This is a genomic window from Neobacillus soli NBRC 102451, from assembly GCF_001591665.1.
Lineage (GTDB): Bacteria > Bacillota > Bacilli > Bacillales > Cytobacillaceae > Neobacillus > Neobacillus soli.
On sequence record NZ_BCVI01000003.1, the window covers coordinates 99,358 to 118,248 of the forward strand.

At 38.6% G+C, this 18,891-nt stretch carries 22 protein-coding genes and 1 other RNA gene; 18 read left to right on the top strand and 5 right to left on the bottom strand.

Annotated elements, in window-relative coordinates:
• Position 1: 1 nt before the first annotated feature.
• The 7 genes from BSO02S_RS01035 (at position 2) to BSO02S_RS01060 (ending at position 4,770) form a co-directional block, all read left to right on the top strand.
• The gene (locus BSO02S_RS01035) at positions 2-850 is read left to right on the top strand and encodes a hypothetical protein (protein ID WP_066061049.1); all 849 of its coding nucleotides are present in this window, start codon (positions 2-4) and stop codon (positions 848-850) included.
• A gap of 133 nt (positions 851-983) precedes the next feature.
• Entirely contained in the window at positions 984-1,154 is a 171-nt protein-coding gene (locus BSO02S_RS26010; RefSeq protein ID WP_084374839.1) for a YpmA family protein, read from the top strand.
• A 14-nt stretch (positions 1,155-1,168) separates the two neighbouring features.
• Positions 1,169-1,642, top strand: coding sequence for a cell wall elongation regulator TseB-like domain-containing protein (locus BSO02S_RS01040; RefSeq protein ID WP_066061051.1), 474 nt, complete (start codon positions 1,169-1,171; stop codon positions 1,640-1,642).
• Between the two features lie 29 nt (positions 1,643-1,671).
• Complete coding sequence (locus BSO02S_RS01045) at positions 1,672-2,868, top strand: pyridoxal phosphate-dependent aminotransferase (RefSeq protein ID WP_066061173.1); 1,197 nt, start codon at positions 1,672-1,674, stop codon at positions 2,866-2,868.
• Between the two features lie 123 nt (positions 2,869-2,991).
• Positions 2,992-3,690, top strand: coding sequence for a DnaD domain-containing protein (locus BSO02S_RS01050; protein WP_066061055.1), 699 nt, complete (start codon positions 2,992-2,994; stop codon positions 3,688-3,690).
• A 62-nt stretch (positions 3,691-3,752) separates the two neighbouring features.
• On the top strand, positions 3,753-4,415 hold the full coding sequence (gene nth / locus BSO02S_RS01055; RefSeq protein ID WP_066061058.1) for an endonuclease III: 663 nt from the start codon (positions 3,753-3,755) through the stop codon (positions 4,413-4,415).
• On the top strand, positions 4,408-4,770 hold the full coding sequence (locus BSO02S_RS01060; protein WP_066061061.1) for a YpoC family protein: 363 nt from the start codon (positions 4,408-4,410) through the stop codon (positions 4,768-4,770). The genes nth and BSO02S_RS01060 overlap by 8 nt, the downstream gene beginning before the upstream one ends.
• A 37-nt stretch (positions 4,771-4,807) precedes the next feature.
• Here BSO02S_RS01060 and BSO02S_RS01065 read toward each other — a convergent pair whose 3' ends face one another.
• Both BSO02S_RS01065 and recU read right to left on the bottom strand, forming a co-directional pair.
• Complete coding sequence (locus BSO02S_RS01065; protein WP_066061064.1) at positions 4,808-7,486, bottom strand: PBP1A family penicillin-binding protein; 2,679 nt, start codon at positions 7,484-7,486, stop codon at positions 4,808-4,810.
• Positions 7,487-7,531: 45 nt separating this feature from the next.
• The gene (gene recU, locus BSO02S_RS01070) at positions 7,532-8,134 is read right to left on the bottom strand and encodes a Holliday junction resolvase RecU (RefSeq protein WP_066061067.1); all 603 of its coding nucleotides are present in this window, start codon (positions 8,132-8,134) and stop codon (positions 7,532-7,534) included.
• Between the two features lie 191 nt (positions 8,135-8,325).
• Between recU and BSO02S_RS01075 the strand changes: the two genes are divergently transcribed.
• From BSO02S_RS01075 to BSO02S_RS01085, 3 genes are all read left to right on the top strand, one after another.
• Positions 8,326-9,303: a DUF2515 domain-containing protein gene (locus BSO02S_RS01075; RefSeq protein ID WP_084374840.1), complete on the top strand. Its 978-nt coding sequence runs from the start codon at positions 8,326-8,328 to the stop codon at positions 9,301-9,303.
• 340 nt (positions 9,304-9,643) lie between these two features.
• On the top strand, positions 9,644-9,919 hold the full coding sequence (locus BSO02S_RS01080) for a hypothetical protein (protein ID WP_066061073.1): 276 nt from the start codon (positions 9,644-9,646) through the stop codon (positions 9,917-9,919).
• Positions 9,920-10,006: 87 nt separating this feature from the next.
• On the top strand, positions 10,007-10,363 hold the full coding sequence (locus BSO02S_RS01085; RefSeq protein ID WP_066061076.1) for a YppE family protein: 357 nt from the start codon (positions 10,007-10,009) through the stop codon (positions 10,361-10,363).
• Positions 10,364-10,392: 29 nt separating this feature from the next.
• Here the strand turns inward: BSO02S_RS01085 and BSO02S_RS01090 are convergent, their stop codons facing one another.
• Positions 10,393-10,608, bottom strand: a complete 216-nt coding sequence (locus BSO02S_RS01090) for a YppF family protein (protein ID WP_066061079.1) — start codon at positions 10,606-10,608, stop codon at positions 10,393-10,395.
• Between the two features lie 187 nt (positions 10,609-10,795).
• Here BSO02S_RS01090 and BSO02S_RS26015 point away from each other — a divergent pair, with 187 nt between their 5' ends.
• Positions 10,796-11,347: a YppG family protein gene (locus BSO02S_RS26015; RefSeq protein ID WP_084374841.1), complete on the top strand. Its 552-nt coding sequence runs from the start codon at positions 10,796-10,798 to the stop codon at positions 11,345-11,347.
• 58 nt (positions 11,348-11,405) lie between these two features.
• On the opposite strand, the gene BSO02S_RS01105 is transcribed toward BSO02S_RS26015, so the two are convergent.
• Together BSO02S_RS01105 and BSO02S_RS01110 are read right to left on the bottom strand one after the other, a co-directional pair.
• A complete protein-coding gene (locus BSO02S_RS01105) occupies positions 11,406-11,888 on the bottom strand; it encodes an Hsp20/alpha crystallin family protein (RefSeq protein WP_066061088.1) in 483 nt (160 codons plus the stop codon).
• Positions 11,889-11,991: 103 nt separating this feature from the next.
• On the bottom strand, positions 11,992-12,690 hold the full coding sequence (locus tag BSO02S_RS01110; RefSeq protein ID WP_066061091.1) for a Crp/Fnr family transcriptional regulator: 699 nt from the start codon (positions 12,688-12,690) through the stop codon (positions 11,992-11,994).
• Positions 12,691-12,813: 123 nt separating this feature from the next.
• On the opposite strand from BSO02S_RS01110, the gene BSO02S_RS01115 reads away from it, so the two are divergent.
• The 7 genes from BSO02S_RS01115 (at position 12,814) to rnpB (ending at position 18,830) form a co-directional block, all read left to right on the top strand.
• Positions 12,814-15,105, top strand: a complete 2,292-nt coding sequence (locus BSO02S_RS01115) for a DEAD/DEAH box helicase (RefSeq protein WP_066061094.1) — start codon at positions 12,814-12,816, stop codon at positions 15,103-15,105.
• Between the two features lie 2 nt (positions 15,106-15,107).
• A complete protein-coding gene (locus BSO02S_RS01120) occupies positions 15,108-16,403 on the top strand; it encodes a ribonuclease H-like domain-containing protein (protein ID WP_066061097.1) in 1,296 nt (431 codons plus the stop codon).
• A 155-nt stretch (positions 16,404-16,558) separates the two neighbouring features.
• Positions 16,559-16,654 carry a hypothetical protein gene (locus BSO02S_RS27795; protein ID WP_235846828.1) on the top strand — a complete coding sequence of 32 codons (96 nt, stop codon included), beginning with the start codon at positions 16,559-16,561 and terminating at the stop codon, positions 16,652-16,654.
• A 171-nt stretch (positions 16,655-16,825) separates the two neighbouring features.
• Positions 16,826-17,218 (top strand): CotD family spore coat protein, encoded by a 393-nt coding sequence (locus BSO02S_RS26020; RefSeq protein ID WP_084374842.1) that lies wholly within the window; start codon positions 16,826-16,828, stop codon positions 17,216-17,218.
• A 128-nt stretch (positions 17,219-17,346) separates the two neighbouring features.
• Positions 17,347-17,904, top strand: coding sequence for an SLOG family protein (locus BSO02S_RS01130; RefSeq protein WP_174524207.1), 558 nt, complete (start codon positions 17,347-17,349; stop codon positions 17,902-17,904).
• 144 nt (positions 17,905-18,048) lie between these two features.
• On the top strand, positions 18,049-18,351 hold the full coding sequence (gpsB, locus tag BSO02S_RS01135) for a cell division regulator GpsB (protein WP_066061103.1): 303 nt from the start codon (positions 18,049-18,051) through the stop codon (positions 18,349-18,351).
• 81 nt (positions 18,352-18,432) lie between these two features.
• Positions 18,433-18,830, top strand: an RNA gene (gene rnpB, locus BSO02S_RS01140) — RNase P RNA component class B.
• Positions 18,831-18,891: the final 61 nt, after the last annotated feature.

Below are 18,891 nucleotides of genomic sequence, written 5' to 3' on the forward strand. Positions count from 1 at the left end.
TATGAGACACTTACTAATGCTCCTGCCGATATTTTTTTTAACTACATCTTTGGCAGAGGCTTCCCTGTCAATCCCAAGTAAAATCGAAAATATCGATTTAAATATAAAGGATCATGAGGCAGCTTTAACATTCTTTGGTCTTTCTACAGGTGAATCGACACTCATACAAGGCCAAAATGGAGAAAATATTTTGGTTAATGCCGGCGGGAAAGGGACTATGAAGGAACTGGAAGGGTGGCTTTTCCTTTATAATGTAAAGAAAATTTCAACGTTAATCCTGACGAACAATAGAATGGAGATTTCGGATAAACAAATCAATCAGCTAATACTGAAATATAATATTAAAGAGATTATCGCAACACCTCAATTATCTGCACAATTAGCAAAAAATTTGGAAGCAAAAAGTAAAACTGCCGTTGTATCTTGGGGAGAAGGAACTAAGAAGGTGATTCTCCCTGAATTGACTTTAGTGGTTGAATTTGTGGGAAATGAACAAAATGAAGGGATGGATTTAACACTGCAATTTTTTATGCACCGGATTTTTTTGATGAGCTCCTATAGTCTTCGTGCCGAACAGAGACTCTTAACGAAGAACATTAAGGATGCCCATATTTTTAAAATCCCTAGTGGTAAAATAGAAGACTCATTATCAGAAAAGTTGATTCAATATGTTAATCCACAAATTTCCTTTCTCTTTACAGCAAAAGACCAGCATACCGATCAGAATATTCTTCATGAATTATATGATACTTGGTCAGAGGTTTATTTTGCGAATAGACATGGTACCGTAACAATAAAATTCACAGATTCAACCTATGAAGTCCTTACCATCCCCGATTTAGGCAGATGAATAATAGTGAGATTTAACAGAAAATATCATATAAATAATGAAGATTTTACGCCCCTTTAGTGACTCATACCTGTTATAATAATGGGTAAGATCTTCATCAAATAATTGATACTATTATAACGGAGGAAAACGGATGGAAAGTAAAATTGAAATATTATCAACAGTTAAAATCCAGCATAGTCCGGATTTATATAAAATTGTTGATGTCCTGAATCGAACATTGAAACAAAAAGATCTTATGTTTGGACTAGCCCTTGATAAAGAAGATCAAAATACAGCGATTTTTTCCATATATCGTACATAGAGAAGTGAATTGAAGTGAAAAAGTGGATTTTTTTTCTAGCGTTGTTTGTTATAGTTATTTTAGGAATATTGATAAAAGTTTACTTTTCTGCGGTTGAGCCGGTAAAGGCTGCAGAAAAAAAAGCTGTTAGATTGGCGAACGAAAAGATTCAAATTAAAAAGGTAGAGGATTTTCATATTTATAATGGCGTAGAGGCTATCGATGTTATCGAGGGAGATAATAAACAGGGTGAAAAAATCATCGTTTGGATCCCGGAAAAAAGCAAGGAAGTCACTATAAAAAAAGCGAAAGACGGTCTTTCAAAGCAGGAAGCTATTCAAAAACTTTTGCAAGAAAAAAACCCTAAAAAGATTATTTCAGTTCGGCTGGGAATGGAAAAAAACATTCCATTATGGGAAATTTATTACCGTTCTGAAAATAATTTAATAAATTATTACTATGTTCACTTTGAAACTGGTGAGTGGCTGAAAAAGATTGAAAATCTATAGCATGGATGGAGATTGAGGAAGAGATGGTTGTGGAACTAGCAAATCGGGTGTTGGCACTAACACCTTCGACCACTTTAGCAATTACCGCAAAAGCAAAGGAATTAAAGGAACAAGGGGAAGATGTGATTGGATTAGGTGCGGGGGAGCCTGACTTTAATACACCCCAGCATATTTTAGATGCTGCTGTACGTTCAATGAATGAGGGGCATACAAAGTACACGCCTTCAGCAGGATTACCGGCGTTGAAACAGGCTATTATTAAAAAGTTTGAAACAGATCAAGGAATCATCTATAAACCGAATGAAATCATTGTGGGGAATGGTGCCAAACATGCACTTTACACCTTGTTTCAGGTCTTACTAAACGATGGAGATGAGGTCATAATACCTGCTCCTTATTGGGTTAGCTACCCTGAACAAGTAAAGTTAGCAGGTGGCGTACCCGTTTATATTGAAGGAGTAGAGGAAAATCAATTTAAGGTAACCCCTGAACAATTGTTAAGATTAATTACCAAAAAAACGAAAGCGGTAATTATTAATTCACCCAGTAATCCAACAGGGGTTTTGTATACGGCTGATGAACTTTTAGAATTAGGCAAAGTTTGTCTTGAGAAAAACATTCTTATTGTTTCAGATGAAATTTATGAAAAGTTAGTATATGGCGAATATAAGCATGTTTCAATCGCCCAATTATCAGCTGAGCTGAAAGGACAAACCATTGTCATCAATGGTGTTTCCAAGTCACACTCCATGACTGGTTGGAGAATCGGCTATGCAGCAGGAAATAAACTGATTATCGAGGCGATGACAAACCTGGCCAGCCATAGCACTTCCAATCCAACAACAACAGCCCAGTATGCTGCGATTGCTGCTTACAATGGTCCACAAGGGCCGGTAGAGGAAATGCGTCAGGCGTTCGGAAAAAGATTAGAGGTCATCTATGATAAGTTAATTTCCATTCCTGGTTTTACCTGTGTGAAGCCGCAAGGAGCTTTTTACCTATACCCAAATGTTAAGCATGCAGCTGAAATGACAGGATTTAGCCATGTTGATGACTTTGTGGAGGCCCTTCTTGTTGAAGCCAAGGTAGCGGTTATTCCCGGTTCAGGCTTTGGAACACCGGATAATATTCGACTTTCATATGCAACTTCTCTTGAATTATTAGAAAAGGCAGTAGAGAGAATCCACCAATTTGTAATAGAAAAATCTAATAGCGTCAATAATTGATATTCGCGAAAGGTCTGCTAATCCCTGCAGGCTTTTTGCTTTTAGTTACCAAAGTTGGATGCCTATAACTCTTACTCGGATTGTTTGTTCATGGTATACTTAACGGGAGGTGGTTTCCAAACGATGAAATCGAATTTATTAGCATGGATGAAGGAAGGTACTATTACTATTCCTGCCTTATTATTTTCTGAATACCGTAACCTAAATTTAAACGAATATGAACTGGTTCTTTTATTAAATATCCTTACCTTTTTAGAAAAGGGACATGAATTTCCTACTCCAGATGAGCTTTCAGCACGAATGACTATTTCCATTTCAGACTGTAACGAAATGCTTAGAAGGCTTATTCAACGAGGCCTTATTGAAATTAAGGATGTTTATTCAAGCGAAGGTATTCGTTTTGAAAAATATTCTGTTGATCCATTGTGGGAAAAGCTGGTTGACCAATTTCTGATAAACAATCGAAAAAGCAAGGAAATAAGCAATAAAGCCGAAGAGACAGACCTTTATACTTGTTTTGAAAAGGAATTTGGCCGCCCCTTATCTCCATTTGAATGCGAATCGCTTGCAATGTGGATGGATGATGACCACCATGATCCAGTCATCATTAAAGCCGCTCTCCGTGAAGCTGTCATGTCGGGGAAATTAAATTTCCGCTATATTGATAGGATTCTCTTTGAGTGGAAAAAGAATGGAATTAAGACGATTGAACAAGCGAAAAACCATGGGCGAAAATTCCGACAAAAGCAAACCCAAAAAGGGACTGTGACAGAAAATTCTCATCAACCTGCGGTTCCATTCTACAATTGGTTAGAGCAATAATTCAGATGAACGGGAGAATCTTCTCTCGTTTTATTTCATTTAAAAAAGGTAGGTGAAATATTTTGCTTAATAATACCCAAATTCGCTATTGCCTTGATCAAATCGGTGAGATGTTTCCAGATGCCCATTGTGAATTAAATCATTCGAACTCATTTGAACTTGTTATTGCCGTCGCCTTATCTGCACAATGCACCGATGTGCTTGTCAATAAAGTCACAAAGGAACTTTTTAAAAAGTACAAAAATCCTGAGGATTACTTAAAGGTTCCGCTAGAAGAATTGCAAAACGATATTCGTTCGATTGGACTTTATCGAAATAAAGCGAAGAATATTCAAAGTCTTTGTAGAATGGTTCTAGAGGAGTATCACGGTGAAATTCCAAGGGACAGAGATGAGCTAACAAAGTTACCAGGTGTTGGCAGGAAAACAGCAAATGTGGTTGTGTCGGTAGCTTTTAATGTACCTGCGATTGCCGTGGATACACATGTAGAAAGAGTAAGTAAGCGATTGGGGATTTGCCGTTGGAAGGACTCTGTCCTTGAAGTGGAGAAAACATTGATGAAAAAAGTCCCGAAAGGGGAATGGTCGGAAACACATCACCGCTTGATTTTTTTTGGCCGATATCATTGCAAAGCTCAAAACCCCCAGTGTCCAAGCTGCCCATTATTAGACGTATGCCGAGAAGGTAAAAAGAGGATGAAAGGCCGGGTTGCTATAAATGGATAATAAAGCGGAGTCAATTACTGACATACTTGAGGAATGGGTAGAGCTTAAAGGGCAACTTGAGGAATTATTCCGCGCTCGTGATCTGAAAAATGTAAGTGAAATGATGAAAACAGGAATTACGCTATTTATTCAGTTTTTATCCTGGTCAAACGAAAAGCAGGCATTGCTTGATGACCCCAAAACATTCAATCAATTAGAGTTTAAGCCGGTCAATCTAGATGAGCGATTGTTGTTTATCAATTCTCGGCCCAATTTATATCATTCATTTCGTCAGCTATCTGAACTGATGATTGAACAAGAAAAACTCTTTGCCAAAAGGAATATAATCAAAAAAGCGTCTAAACCAAATGGTTAGACGCCTTTTTGATTTATTATACTAAACGGAATGTGGTTTAAGGCTCCCCGGACCCTGAACCATCTCCACCGGTGCCGCCACCGCCAGGACCGCCACCGCCAGGACCGCCACCGCCAGGACCGCCACCGCCGGTACCACCACCGCCGGTACCACCACCGCCAGGACCGCCACCGCCAGGACCGCCACCGCCGGTACCACCACCACCGGTACCACCACCGCCAGTACCGCCACCGCCGGTACCACCACCGCCGGTACCACCACCATTGCCTGGGGGCGTAACTGGCGGTGGTGTACTGCCATCATTACCTTGATCCCCGCCATTACCATTACCATTTCCTTGTTCATTTTCCTGGGTTGAATTTGGAATTTCAATGGATGTTGAAGCTGGATCACTCTTTTTATTCCCACGAATTGCTGCAATTGTGAAACTATACTTTGTTCCAGGAATAGCCGGAATGGTTAACGTGGTTTCCGATTGAGTATACTTTTTTGAACTAGAGCCGCTATCAACCTTAACCTCAAAGGTAATATTTGCTTTTGCAGAATCTTTGTAATTCCATGTCAAAGTAATATTTTTGTTTCCTTCATCATATTTTGCCGTTGCACTTGAAGGCGCATCGAGTTTATTATACCTTTCAGAAACTATCTTTGGTGCATGCCCTTTAACGGCATATTCGGTGCTAACTGCACTACTTGGTGTAAAATCACCAGCAAGTACAGGCGGCATCGAGCCTCTTTCAATTCTGACCCTTTGAACGCTGTTAGGCATAACGAAGTCAGGAGTGTCGACATCCTTCGAGACGTGGGCCATAATATTTTTAAATAGTAATTGGGCGATTCTCTGGTTATCTCCAACCGCCGTAATTGGCGTTGAGCGATTTTTATATCCAGTCCAAACTGACGCAGTGTAATTGGTAGTATAGCCTGTAAACCAAGCATCAGGGACAGAACTACTATTAATATTCCACTTTTGCATGTCTTCATCTGAGTAGTTTGTTGTCCCCGTTTTACCGGCAATAGGAAGCCCAGGCACTTTCGCTCTTACTCCTGTACCAGGATATTCAAGGACACTTTTCATCATATCCGTAATCATGAAGGCGGTAGAATCCTTCATAACCACTTTTGGTTCCGGTGCGGTACTTATCACAGTACCGTCGCGTAGTGTTATTTTCCTAATGGCATGTGGTTTTGTGTAAAAGCCATTATTGCCAAAAGCGCTGTAGGCACCGGCCATTTCAAGAGGGGAAACCCCGACGGTTTTATCACCAAATCCACCGATCGCATACGATTCAAAGATTTCTTTTAACGGAATACCAAGACTTACGGCAAAGTCTTTCGCCCTATCCAAGCCTACCTCCTGAAGGGCTTGAACCGCAGGGGTATTTCGTGATAATTGCAGGGCAGTCCTGATGGTCATTGGCCCCATGTATTTTTGATCCCAGTTTCCAAACTTTTTACCTGTCGAATAAGTAATTGGTTTATCCTCAATCATTTCATAAGTTCCCCAATTTAAATATTCAATTGCCGGGGCATAATCGAGAACGGGCTTGATTGTTGATCCAGGTTGGCGCTGAGTATCAATCGCATAGTTAAACCCACGTTTTACTTTTGGGTTCCTTCCGCCGCCAATTGCACGGATTTCTGCTGTTTTCGTATCAAGGAGTGCAATTCCGGCCTGGAATTCATCATCAGGATACTCTACAACGTCTTTTGTATTAAGCGCATTTTCCACATATGTTTGTGCATTAGGATCTAATGTCGTATGGATTGTCAAACCATCTGAATAAATATCAAAATCTGTTGTTGCCTCCACTTCATCAATAACTGCGTCGACAAAAGAATCAAACGGTTTTTCATCCACCTTCCGCTTGTCTTCTTTCAAAACAGTCGATGCAACGGAAACCTTTTTCGCATCGTCCATTTCTTGTTTGGTAATAAATCCATGCTGATGCATTAAGGTTAAAACGATGTTTCGTCTTTTTTCAGCTAAATCCGGGTGTTTGAAAGGGTTATAATTATTAGGACTTTGTGGCATCCCAGCGATTTGGGCGGCTTCACCTAACGTTAATTCTTTCAATTCTTTTCCATAATAGATTTTTGCTGCCGTTGCAATCCCATGGCTATTTTCGGAAATAAACACTTTATTCGCATACATTTCGAAAATTTGATGTTTCGTATATTGCTGCTCCAGCTGATAAGAGAGCCATGCTTCTTCAACTTTCCGTTTTAATGTTTTTTCCGGAGTTAAAAATGAGTTTTTTACGACCTGTTGTGTAATGGTACTTGCCCCTTCAGCACCAAATCCATGCTGAAGATTTGCTAAGACAGCACCGCCTAATCGAATCGGGTCAATCCCATGGTGCTTGTAAAAACGGTAATCTTCCGTTGCTAAAATAGCATTTTCGACTTGCTTTGGTATGTCTTTGTAGTTCACGTATTCGCGATTAACAGCACCTACTTCGGTAATCAGCTTTTCATTCTTATCTAAAATCTTCGAAGAGATGGGATCTTTTAATAACTTCGGGTCAAGTTTGGGCGCATCCTTTACTAAATAGGCGAAAGTACCCACTCCTGCCAGTATACCTACGATTCCAAGGACAACCAGGCCTAAGAAGATTTTCTTAAATAATCCCCCTGATTTTTTCTTGGTTTTTGGCTTACCTTTGGATTGGAGTTTCTTTCGGCGCTCCTCTCTTGATTGATAATGTTCGGACATGGTAATATTCCTTCCTTTCGGACCTTTTCTCAATTCGTAAAAATGTTAAAGTCTATCTATAATTTTAATATAGTCAATTCTTGGCTGAAATCCAAGTGGAAGGTGATAACCTTTTTCTTCGATTTCTTCCTTGGTAATTGATTTTCTGCCTCCATTAGTCATTCGCTCCCAAAACGTTAACAAGTGTTTGGCTTCAAGTAAATAAACCTGTTCGTATTTTGTAAAACGAAGAATTACAAAACATATACCTCCGTGATTAATCACTTCTTCCATATGCAGCACTTGGTGTTGATGGAAATTTTTTAGTGGAAAAGAGGTAGGGTTTTGTGTTTCTTTTGCTTCAAAATCAATATATTTCCCTTTGTAAACTCCGTTATAGTCAGTGGTTGAAGCTAATTTAAAATAGGCTTCCTTAATGACAGCCGCACTCCGGTTTGGATAATCAACCTGAACAATTTGAACAGGTGTTGGCTTCTTATGAATAACCGCAATTTTTCGTTCCCGGTAGTACTCATTTGTTTCATTTAAATCTTCTTCAAGTGTCATACCCCTATTACTGAAAGAACTATTTTTCTTTTTTTTTATCGTCTTTTCATTCTCACGTTCTTTCGGTATGTACCTTTTACCGTTTGGATAGTTAAAATTCATGTTCTGCACCTCTCAAGCTATCCCTAATCATATCAAATCTTAATGAAATTAGCGTGTATAAAATACATTCGTGTACACATGCTAATTACAATTGTACTGTGAATATCGAAATTAAGCATGATTCATTTTTCATAAAGTATTCAAACTTGTGTTACTCATACTCTATTAAATTAATGTAAGGGATGACAAATATGAATCATCTTACGATACAGGAACAAACAATCATCCGTCAAATACAAGGCGAAACGAATAAAAAGAATATCGATAATATCTCCAGAACGGATGCTTATTTTTCTTATTTTAAAAAAAATCCTGATATTATTTGGTCCTTCCTTGCAAGCATGGTTTCAAGAAATGGGGGATGGAATATGTGTGACCTTGAAGGGTCGATATTCCCCCATCTGTTAACGGCTAAAACAAGAAAACAACTTTTTCTAACGTATGAGCGGGCCAATTGGCTTATTTTCAATGATGTATTTCCTCAATTATTGCTCTATCAATATTCGACGAAAATGAAGCGGCCAATGTTTCATTTACTTCCGTATTTTCATGTTTCAGCGTTCATCCAAAAAGAATGGAATAGATACTGGAGGGAAAATGATAAAAAGCGGCTTACAACTGCCTTAATTATTAATGAGCAAAATGTGATTCAAACTCCCGTCATTGAGCATCCAATATATAAGAAAAAGGTTTTTCATTCAATGATTTTTTCGTTTCAAGACTGGCTCCATTTCAGCTGTGTCCTGTTTCCAACCTGTGGCGGGGAAGTATATGGTGCTAGTGTAAATGGCTTCAAAACACTATCTAAGAGAATTGACTTAGGCAAAAGACTTGCTAGTATCCTTTTCCATCCGCGGCTATTTCCACACTTCTTTGAATTTGCTGAAAAAACGCCGCATACTGGCTCAAGATATGATTATGAACAGTATTTTAAATTAAAGACTGTCCGAAAAACCCCAATACTACGGACTAGTTTCCCCGTTATAGAGCACAATCAGCGTACGCACGATGATTGGAGTATGCAGCGGATTGTGTTTCCATCCTGGTTATATTTTCCTGCGCGGCACCGTCACCCCATCCATCTCACGGACTGGTATTTGTCAAAATCTAACCAGCTTCAATTATTGCTCTCGGTCCAAAAAGTATTAGAACTAAAAAAATGGAAATAAAAAAAAGCAAGGCTACTTGCTTTTTTTTATTTCCACTTTTTATGTTGAAGGGCGGTCTGGACCTTCTAGTTTTTTATCACCATATCCTGTTCTTTTTTCTGTTTCTGCTTGTGTTTGTTTATTGGTTTGTTTTTTCTCTTTTGACATTGGAAACACCTCCAATAATAGCTTGTACGGTTTTCACTTTTTCATGCGAATTAGGATTATGTCGAAAAGAAAAGGCTTGTATGCGTTTTGCCACTATCTTTGACGAATTGCTTCTAGTTTTGTCAGGCAGGAAGGAAGCCAATGACTAAAGGCGAATAATAGCTAATAGATTATCGCGAGGAGGGTTTTATAAATGAATAAGCCATTGTCCGAAAAGGAAAAGCTGATTACGATGCTGACAGAAATCTATGATCAATTAGAAGAATTGGAGTTTGTTCTAGAAGCATCCTTCTCAGACCAACGCATTAGTTTAAACAAGGAAGAACAAGATCAAATAAAAGCTTCTGAACAAAAACTAGCCGTCCTTGACAAGACAATGGAAATAATGACCACCCTTTCTAAGGAAGAAATTAGTGCTGCAGGCTCAAATCAAGGGAGAAAATCCTTAAAGTTTGAATTAGGCTTTTAATGTCCGTTAAAATGATAATACCGATTAAAGTAGCATGAATGTTTATTGCTACTTTTTTATTTTGTTTAGAGAGAGGATTATTTATAAATGTCTGAAGAAATCATTCGCTTAACCGAACAGCTTCTAAAGTATAATCACTTATTCATGGACTACTACGAAGAGGGAAGAGAGGAAGGAACAGAGTATGATTTTCACGAAGTCATTAAACCATTCGCCAATGAGGTGAAGGAAATAAATGATGAGTGGAAAAGGGCCATGAGGAATTGGCTTTCAGAAACTGACCATAAACATTTACATTTGAAGCAAATCGACACGACATCAGAGCACATTGAACAACTTTCGATCCAATCCTTTTTTCCTAAGACTAGTAAGTCAAGATTTTTAAATGCAAATCGAACGGTTGAATTTTTCTTAACTGAAATATTGAAAGAGATAAAAAAATAAAAAAAGAGATGCGAAGGCATCTCTTTCATTCATAATTTGGAATGTTCGATGAGGGAGTTTTCCTTATATTGGTCAGGTATTACTGCGCCTTGGATTTCAAGTTCACGAACAAGAAGGCGATAGTCCTTAATATTAATTTCGTTGTGAATATACGCTTTCTTAGCAAAATCCATTAATGTATTAACATCGTCTGTTGTGTAATCCCGACTTTGAATAAATTTGCTTTTTAATTCGAGAACGTTCATAAATAGCTCCTCCTTCATCCTTTTTTCTATCGTAACACGAAAAGAAAGAATTTATAGTTTTTAAAATATTTAAACTTTAGACAGGATTCCCCTTAATTAGACATTGGCGGAAATAGCAAAATAATCACCTTTCATTTCAAATCTTCATAAAGTGTAGTAGAGAAATTTGCGGAGGAGATGTTTGCCCATGCTTGGAGAAAAGAGACCATCCTACAACGATAATTATGGATACTCGGGGCAAATGATGCACCAAGATCCAAATGGTCAGCTATGGAATCATCAGCACTTAAAACGAAATCAACCTTATCCGTATCAAACACAACCACAAAATTATGATTGGTACGCTTACCAACAGCAAAACACTTATTACCCTCAGCAGCAGTCATTTGCCCAACCCTATCAACCAGGATTCGTTCCACAAAATGTGCCTTTTCCAAATCAGCCAATTGTGCAAAAGGATTCACAATTCCTTTTCCAAAATCCATTGCAGCCGCAGGATGAAATGATACACAAACAACCATATATACCAATGAACGGCTACCCTATGATGAACCCTTATCCAAAACAAAGTGCAATGCCTAAACAACCAGGTGGAGTACAATCATTTATGAACTCCTTCAAGTCTCAAGACGGGTCAGTGGATGTTAATAAAATGGTCAATACAGCGGGACAAATGATGAATGCCGTAACTCAGGTATCATCACTTGTCAAAGGCTTTGGGGGATTTTTTAAAGCATAGAAGTAAGAAAAGACGGCGTGGGTTCGCCGTCTTTTCCTTTGGGATTCTGAATTGCAAATTAGTCGTCGATTTTAATTACCTTCCCTTTTTCTAGAGGTACTCGTATTTTCAATAATCCATCTCGATACGATGCTTTAACCCTCTTTTCATTTATAATATGGGGAAGTGAAATCGTTCTGGATGATTGTTGGCGTAAAAAGCTGCGCCGATAGACTTGGCTATGGTCATCTTCTGCGGTTTCAAGCTGGTTATTTTCAATAGTAATTGTTAAATAATTCCCAGCGATGTTTAAATGAATTTGCTCTCTATTAACACCGGGAAGTTCAGCTGTGATTAAATACTCATCCCCTTTTTCAATCATGTCGACATGAAAGCCAGCCCCAGATGGGAGGGGACTCTTTAAAAAATCATCGATTGACTGTAAAAAGCCCTTAATCGGTTTTTCGGTGAAAAAGTCGTTCATCGATTTCATTAAATCACCAAAAGGCTCAGGCTTTGGCTTTTTAGGGTTATTTTTATCACTTGGAAGCATAGATGACATGAAGATCCCTCTCTTTCCATTATTTCATTAAATAGCATATGCATACAAAATTAGGTAGGTGCCGCCAAACAAAAAACCACAGCAATTCAGCTGCGGTTTTTATTTATATTAAATTTATTTCTTCCATAAGAATCTCAACATCCACGATCATGTTTCCGTCATCATCTACTTCGATTAATTCATCTTTTTTCATTCTTGTCAGTGTCCGGCTAATTGTTTCTCTAGTGGTACCAATCATATTGGCGAGATCCTTGTTGGTGAATTCTGATTTTAAAAGGATTGTTCCATCCTCTTGTTCTTTGCCGTGCTTCTGGGCAAGCCGGATTAAAAGTTTCACAATTTGTTCATATGTATTATTGAGTATTTGCTCTTCTAACCGGTTTTGTAAATCGACGATTTTCTCCCCGAGAACCTTAAATACTTTAATGCAAAGCTCAGGATTTTCAATCAGGACAGATTCAAATTTTGATATCGGAACAGCAATAAGTGTTGATGGCTCAAGAACTTCGGCATAGGCAGGGTAATCTCCTTTTCTGAAAAAACCTACATGCGGGAACATTTCACCTTTTTTCATGATGGCAACAATCTGTTCTTTGCCATTCACATCACTTTTGTAGATTTTGATTTTTCCATTATAAATAAAATAGACATTTTCAAGTGGATCGCCCTGGAGAAAAACATGGCTTTGTTTTTTCCATTCCCTTGCTATCGCAATGTCGGTAATCTTCGTCAATTCAAAATCATTTAATTCACGAAAAAGGGAGAAAACAGAAAGGACCCTTTTAATTTCTTCTATCTTCATTCAATCACCCTCAAGTTTAATATTAAATTACTATCTATTGTATCAAAAAACTGCGCAAGAGTTTAACTTTTTCTTTTATTACGAACGTTTATTCGTTAAAATAGATTTAATGAGGTGAGAAATATGAAGGTGAAAAAAAGCCTGCAGGAAATTCTGACAGACTTAAAAATAAATGATGAATTTAAAGAAAATATCGTTACATGGCAGACAATTGCTGAAAAACCGGCTCAAACAGTCCCGCTTCCGGAAGTCTTACATCCGCTTTTAAGAAAATCTTTCAATAGTAAAGGGATTGAACAGCTTTATACACATCAAAAATCTGCTTATGAGAAAGTGATGGAAGGTAAAAGTATCGTTGCCGTCACCCCGACCGCTTCAGGGAAAACATTATGCTATAATCTTCCAGTTCTCCAAACGATTTTATCAAATCCTAGTGCACGGGCCCTTTATATGTTTCCTACGAAGGCACTGGCGCAGGATCAGAAAAGTGAAATGAATGAAATTATCCAGGCAGCAGGAGTGGATATTAATAGCTATACGTATGACGGAGATACGCCGGCAAATATTCGTCAAAGGGTGAGACAAGCAGGGCATGTTGTCATTACAAACCCCGACATGCTCCACTCAGCCATCCTGCCACATCATACAAAATGGGTTTCTTTGTTCGAAAATCTTAAATTTGTTGTCATTGACGAGCTCCATACCTATCGAGGTGTATTTGGCAGCCATGTTGCTAACGTGATTAGAAGGTTAAAACGTATTTGCCGCTATTATGGAAGTAATCCCGTATTTATCTGTACGTCCGCTACAATCGCTAATCCGCTAGAGTTAGCTCAATCGTTAACAGAAGAGAAGATGTACCTTATTGATAACAACGGGGCCCCAAGTGGTACAAAGCATTTTCTCTTCTATAACCCGCCGATTGTCAATAAGCCATTAAATATAAGAAGAAGTGCAACACTTGAGGTACGCAAAATAGCTGGTGAACTATTAAAAAATAAGATCCAAACGATTATTTTTGCGAGAAGCAGGGTCAGAGTGGAAATTATTTTAACTTACTTGCAAGAATTGGTGAAAAATCAATTAGGTGCCAAATCAATCATGGGGTATCGCGGCGGATATCTTCCAACCGAAAGAAGAAAAATTGAGAAAGGCCTCCGTTCAGGTGACATCTACGGTGTGGTCAGCACGAATGCGCTTGAATTAGGTGTGGATATTGGACAGCTGCAGGTCTGCATAATGACAGGGTATCCGGGGACGATTTCCAGTGCGTGGCAGCAAGCTGGAAGAGCGGGAAGAAGGCATGGCGAGGCACTGGTCATTATGGTTGCCAGCTCTAGCCCGCTAGACCAATATATTATTCAGAATCCTGGCTACTTTTTTAATAAAAGCCCTGAAACAGCAAGGATCAATCCTGATAATTTAATTATTCTCATCGATCACATGAAATGTGCCGCATATGAGCTCCCTTTTAAAGCCAATGAAAAATTTGGGAACGTCGACACAGAGGAACTTTTAGAGTATTTAACAGAAGAGCGGGTCCTCTATCGAAATGGTGACAAATGGTATTGGATGAACGATTCTTTTCCTGCACATAACATAAGCTTGCGGTCGGCATCGCAGGAAAATGTAATTATTGTTGATCAAACGGATGTGGCGAATGTAAGAGTGATTGGTGAAATGGATCGCTTTTCGGCAATGACACTTCTGCATGACGAAGCAATTTATTTACATCAAGGCACACAATTCCAAGTAGAAAAGCTTGATTGGGATGAAAAAAAAGCGTTTGTCAGGGAAGTTAAAGTTGATTATTTTACCGATGCTAATTTAGCGGTTCAATTAAAGGTATTAGAAGTTGACAGGCTTCAAGCAGTGGAGGAAGCGGAAATCGGCTTTGGCGATGTCAGTGTCAGGGCAATGGCAACGATTTTTAAAAAAATCAAATTTGAAACACATGAAAATATCGGGTCGGGTCCCATTCATCTTCCCGAAGAGGAGCTTCACACGAATGCTGCCTGGATCTCATTAAACCAACCGCTGGCGGAAATGGGACATGAACGATTGGAGCAAGGACTTGTCGGGACGGCCCATGCCTTAAATCATATTGCACCCTTATTTGTGATGGCAGATCCTCAGGATATCCATGTCATCCCGCAAGTAAAGGCGGATCATAACGAGAAGCCAACGATCTTCTTTTATGATCGTTATCCAGGCGGGATTGGGTTGAGTGAAAAAATCTACTCAGGGATGTCAGAAGTATTTGCGGAAACTGAAAAGATGATCCAGCGATGTCAGTGTGTTTCCGGATGCCCATCATGTATTGGTACAGAAACAGTCAGTGAAACGGCAAAAAAGGATGCCTTAAAAATTATTCAATCCTTCAGGCAGCCTTACCACTTGAGCAAGGAAGTGTAAAGATGTCGTTAAAAAATAAATTGAATCGGTTAAAGCCTCATCTTTCGATCGGGGGACAGCCTGAAAAGGCCCATCATCTTCCTGCCCCTGTTAAGATTGATATCCCATTTCGTGAAAGATGGGAACAAGAAAATGTTTCCCCCTATTTTATGGATGCGGATTACTGCTTGGTCAGGGAAGTAAAATTTCCCCTATCACAGCAGCATGGGCATTATTGTTTTCGTGATTTTCTAACCGCTGTAGACCTCTGGAACAATGAACCGATTAACCATCCCTTATCGGCTAAAGGACATCAAGCCGGGGAACTATTCTTTTTTGACACAGAAACGACGGGACTTGGCGGCGGAGTAGGGAACACCATCTTTCTCCTTGGTTATGCAAGCATTTCAGGAGACAATCTTATTCTTAGACAACATATTTTACCGCACCCGGGAGCAGAAGTTCCTTTATATCAAAGCTTTTTAGAAAAAGTAAACTATAAAACGCTTGTTACTTATAATGGGAAATCGTTTGACTGGCCCCAGGTAAAAACAAGGCATACCCTTGTAAGAGAGCATGTGCCAAAGCTGCCTGCATTTGGTCATTTTGATTTGTTTCATGCGGCCAAAAGGCTATGGAAGCACAAATTAGACCGTTTGAAATTGGCTGTTGTAGAAAAAGAGGTATTAGGGGTAGAAAGAATAGATGATCTTCCTGGATTTCTGGCTCCGATGATATATTTTGATTTCATTGAAAGTAAACAGCCTGATGGGATGCTTGGAATGATAAAACATAATGAAATTGACATTTTATCGTTAATTACTTTATACACCCACTTAACCTTTCAACTTTGCGGGATAGATGCGTTGCAAACAAGGGCAGAGTCCTATGAGGTTGGCCGCTGGTTTGCTTCATTGGGAGAAAAGAGTGAAGCGGAAAAGGTATTGAGCAAACTTACAACTGGCAGCGATTTTACTTCTTATCAAGCAATGTTTACCTTGGCTTTTCAGTATAAAAAAGAGAAAGACTGGGTTATGGCACAGAAATTGTTTCTGGGTGTTGTTGATTCTGAGGATGAACGAATGATGTTAGAATCCTGCTTAGAACTTGCAAAAATCCATGAACATAGGCTGATTGATTATCAACTTGCCCTTAATTACTGTCAAAAGGCAGTTTTACTAATAACCCAAACTAAAAAACCGCTAAAATTATCTGGGCAAATGACTTTAGAACAACTTCAAATTAGACTAAAACGATTAGAGAGAAAGTATGGTAAACTTCTCAAGAAAGTGCATATTTCACCAAAAGTGGCAAAATAAACTTTAATTATGCTAATGTTTGATGATTGTCACAAAAACTTAATAACTTTTTATCAAAAACCAGCATTTTCATATTGTTTATCATAGTTGAAAAAGGTAAAATTTGAATTTGGATTGAGAAAAAACGACTATAGAAACATTATGGAGTTGGTAATATGTATAAAGGGATTTTATTATTATTTTTTATTGTCGTTTGTTTGACTGCTGTCATTTTTACAAGCTTAAAAGATAGCTTTTATTCTTTTTTATAAAAGGTCTTGTACTAGTAAGACATCATAGGCTAGAAAGGTTAGAACATATATAAACAGAATTTGTGGAAATTAACTCTGTTTTGCGAAAAATAGGTATTTTCATTAGTACAAGAGTCATCCCGTCAACATAGGCTGTTAATGTAAACAGAATATTTGAAGGGAGAGTATTATATGTATCTTGGAACCAATTTTATGCCGCCAGTCATTCATCCGACTAATCAAATTGTCAACCATACGTTCTCAACAACGGTGGTGCCACACATTCATCCAACACATGTTACAACAGTCAATCACCATATGTACCAACATAAACATTACTGTTGTGAAACAGCTTCATGCTGCGAAGATGTGTGTAGTCAACAAATTAACTGCTGTAACCCATGTGCACCAGGCGGAATGCCGGCTGCAAATGCCGTACCAGGCATGGGAATGGGTGGCCCCGGCTTTGGACCTGGAGGCCCTGGTTTTGGACCTGGAGGCCCAGGCTTCGGAGCAGGAGGCCCAGGCTTCGGAGCAGGAGGCCCAGGCTTTGCACCAGGACCATTCATGGGTCCTAGGCGGTAATAAGGCAATATCAATTGCAGGGGCTTTTTAGCCCTTGTTTTTTAAATCTTATTTACTATATGATATGCTTTATTTACAGAAATGTTTGTCCAAATAAGAAATTTTTTAAGAAAGGGGGAATATTCTTGATAAAAGTTTTGGCCATTTCAGGTTATAAACCCTTTGAATTAGGAGTTTTCAAAAAGGACCATCCATCTCATCTTTTTATTATGGCCGCCATTAAGAAGTCTTTAATACCAATGGCAGAAGAAGGATTAGAGTGGGTGCTAATCAGTGGACAATTAGGTGTGGAATTGTGGGCGGCAGAGGTTGTCTTTGATTTACATAAGGATTTTCCCGATTTAAAACTGGCGGTTATAACACCTTTTCTAGACCAGGAAATGTCTTGGAATGAGAATAACAAAGAATGGTATCAATCCGTTCTTGCGAAAGCAGATTTCATAGATTCTGTTACGAAAAAAGGATATGAGAAACCGTGGCAATTTCGGTTGAAGAATCAATTTTTTATTGAAAAAAGCGACGGACTCCTTATGCTTTATGATCAGGAAAAGGAAGGTAGCCCAAAATACCTATATGAGCTGGCATTAAACTATCAAAAAAAACATTCGTATCCAATTGAGCTTATCACCTTTTATGATTTGCAAATGATTGTTGAAGAAGAACAATTGAAACGAAGTGATTTTTAATATTCTTGGGTTTTATTTGGTTGCTAATCCCATGGGGAGAATGATTTTTAAGATCATTAAAGAAAAAGACAAAAGAAAATTGACAAAACCAGATATTTTTGAAAAAATAATAGGTAATGTTTGGCGAATACTGAGGTGATTTGAATGCTGTCAGATAAAGTAAAGTTAACAGCTAAGGATATTTTAGAAAAAGAGTTTAAGACCGGGGTCCGTGGTTATAAACAAGAAGATGTCGATAAGTTTTTGGATTTAATTATTAAAGATTATGCTACATTCCATCAGGAGGTTGAAGATCTTCAACAGGAAAATCTACGGCTTCGCAAACAGCTTGAAGACACATCAAAAAGGCAGCCAGCAGCACAGCCTGCTGGAACAACCAATTTTGATATTTTGAAGCGATTATCCAATCTTGAAAAACATGTTTTTGGCAATAAGCTATACGATTAACAGAATGTACCGCGATTTGCTAATAAAAACCATTGAATTTTCGGCGTGAAATGCATATAATAAAAAATGTATTCATTAATTACGTTCGGGTAATCGCTGCAAGAAGCTTTAGCGACTTGTAGAGGAAAGTCCATGCTCGCACGAGCTGAGATGCTCGTAGTGTTCGTGCCTAGTGAATTCATAAGCTAGGGCAGCAATAACCATTGCTGACGGCCGGGAAAATACCTAAGTCCTTCTGGATATGGTATGAATACCTATAAAAGTGCCACAGTGACGTAGTCTTTCCAGAAATGGAAAGGGTGGAACGGGTAAACCCCACGAGCGAGAAACCCAAATAATGGTAGGGGCACCTTCTCTGAGGAATTGAACAAGGAGAAGGACAGATTTATAAAAGAATCTGTAGATAGATGATTACCACCAATGTACGAGACACGACCGTGTCGTTTGCAGTACTCTGGTACAGAACATGGCTTACAGAACGTTATTAATGGGAATGTATGCTGTATATTAAACGGCTCTCCTAATTAGGAGAGCTTTTTA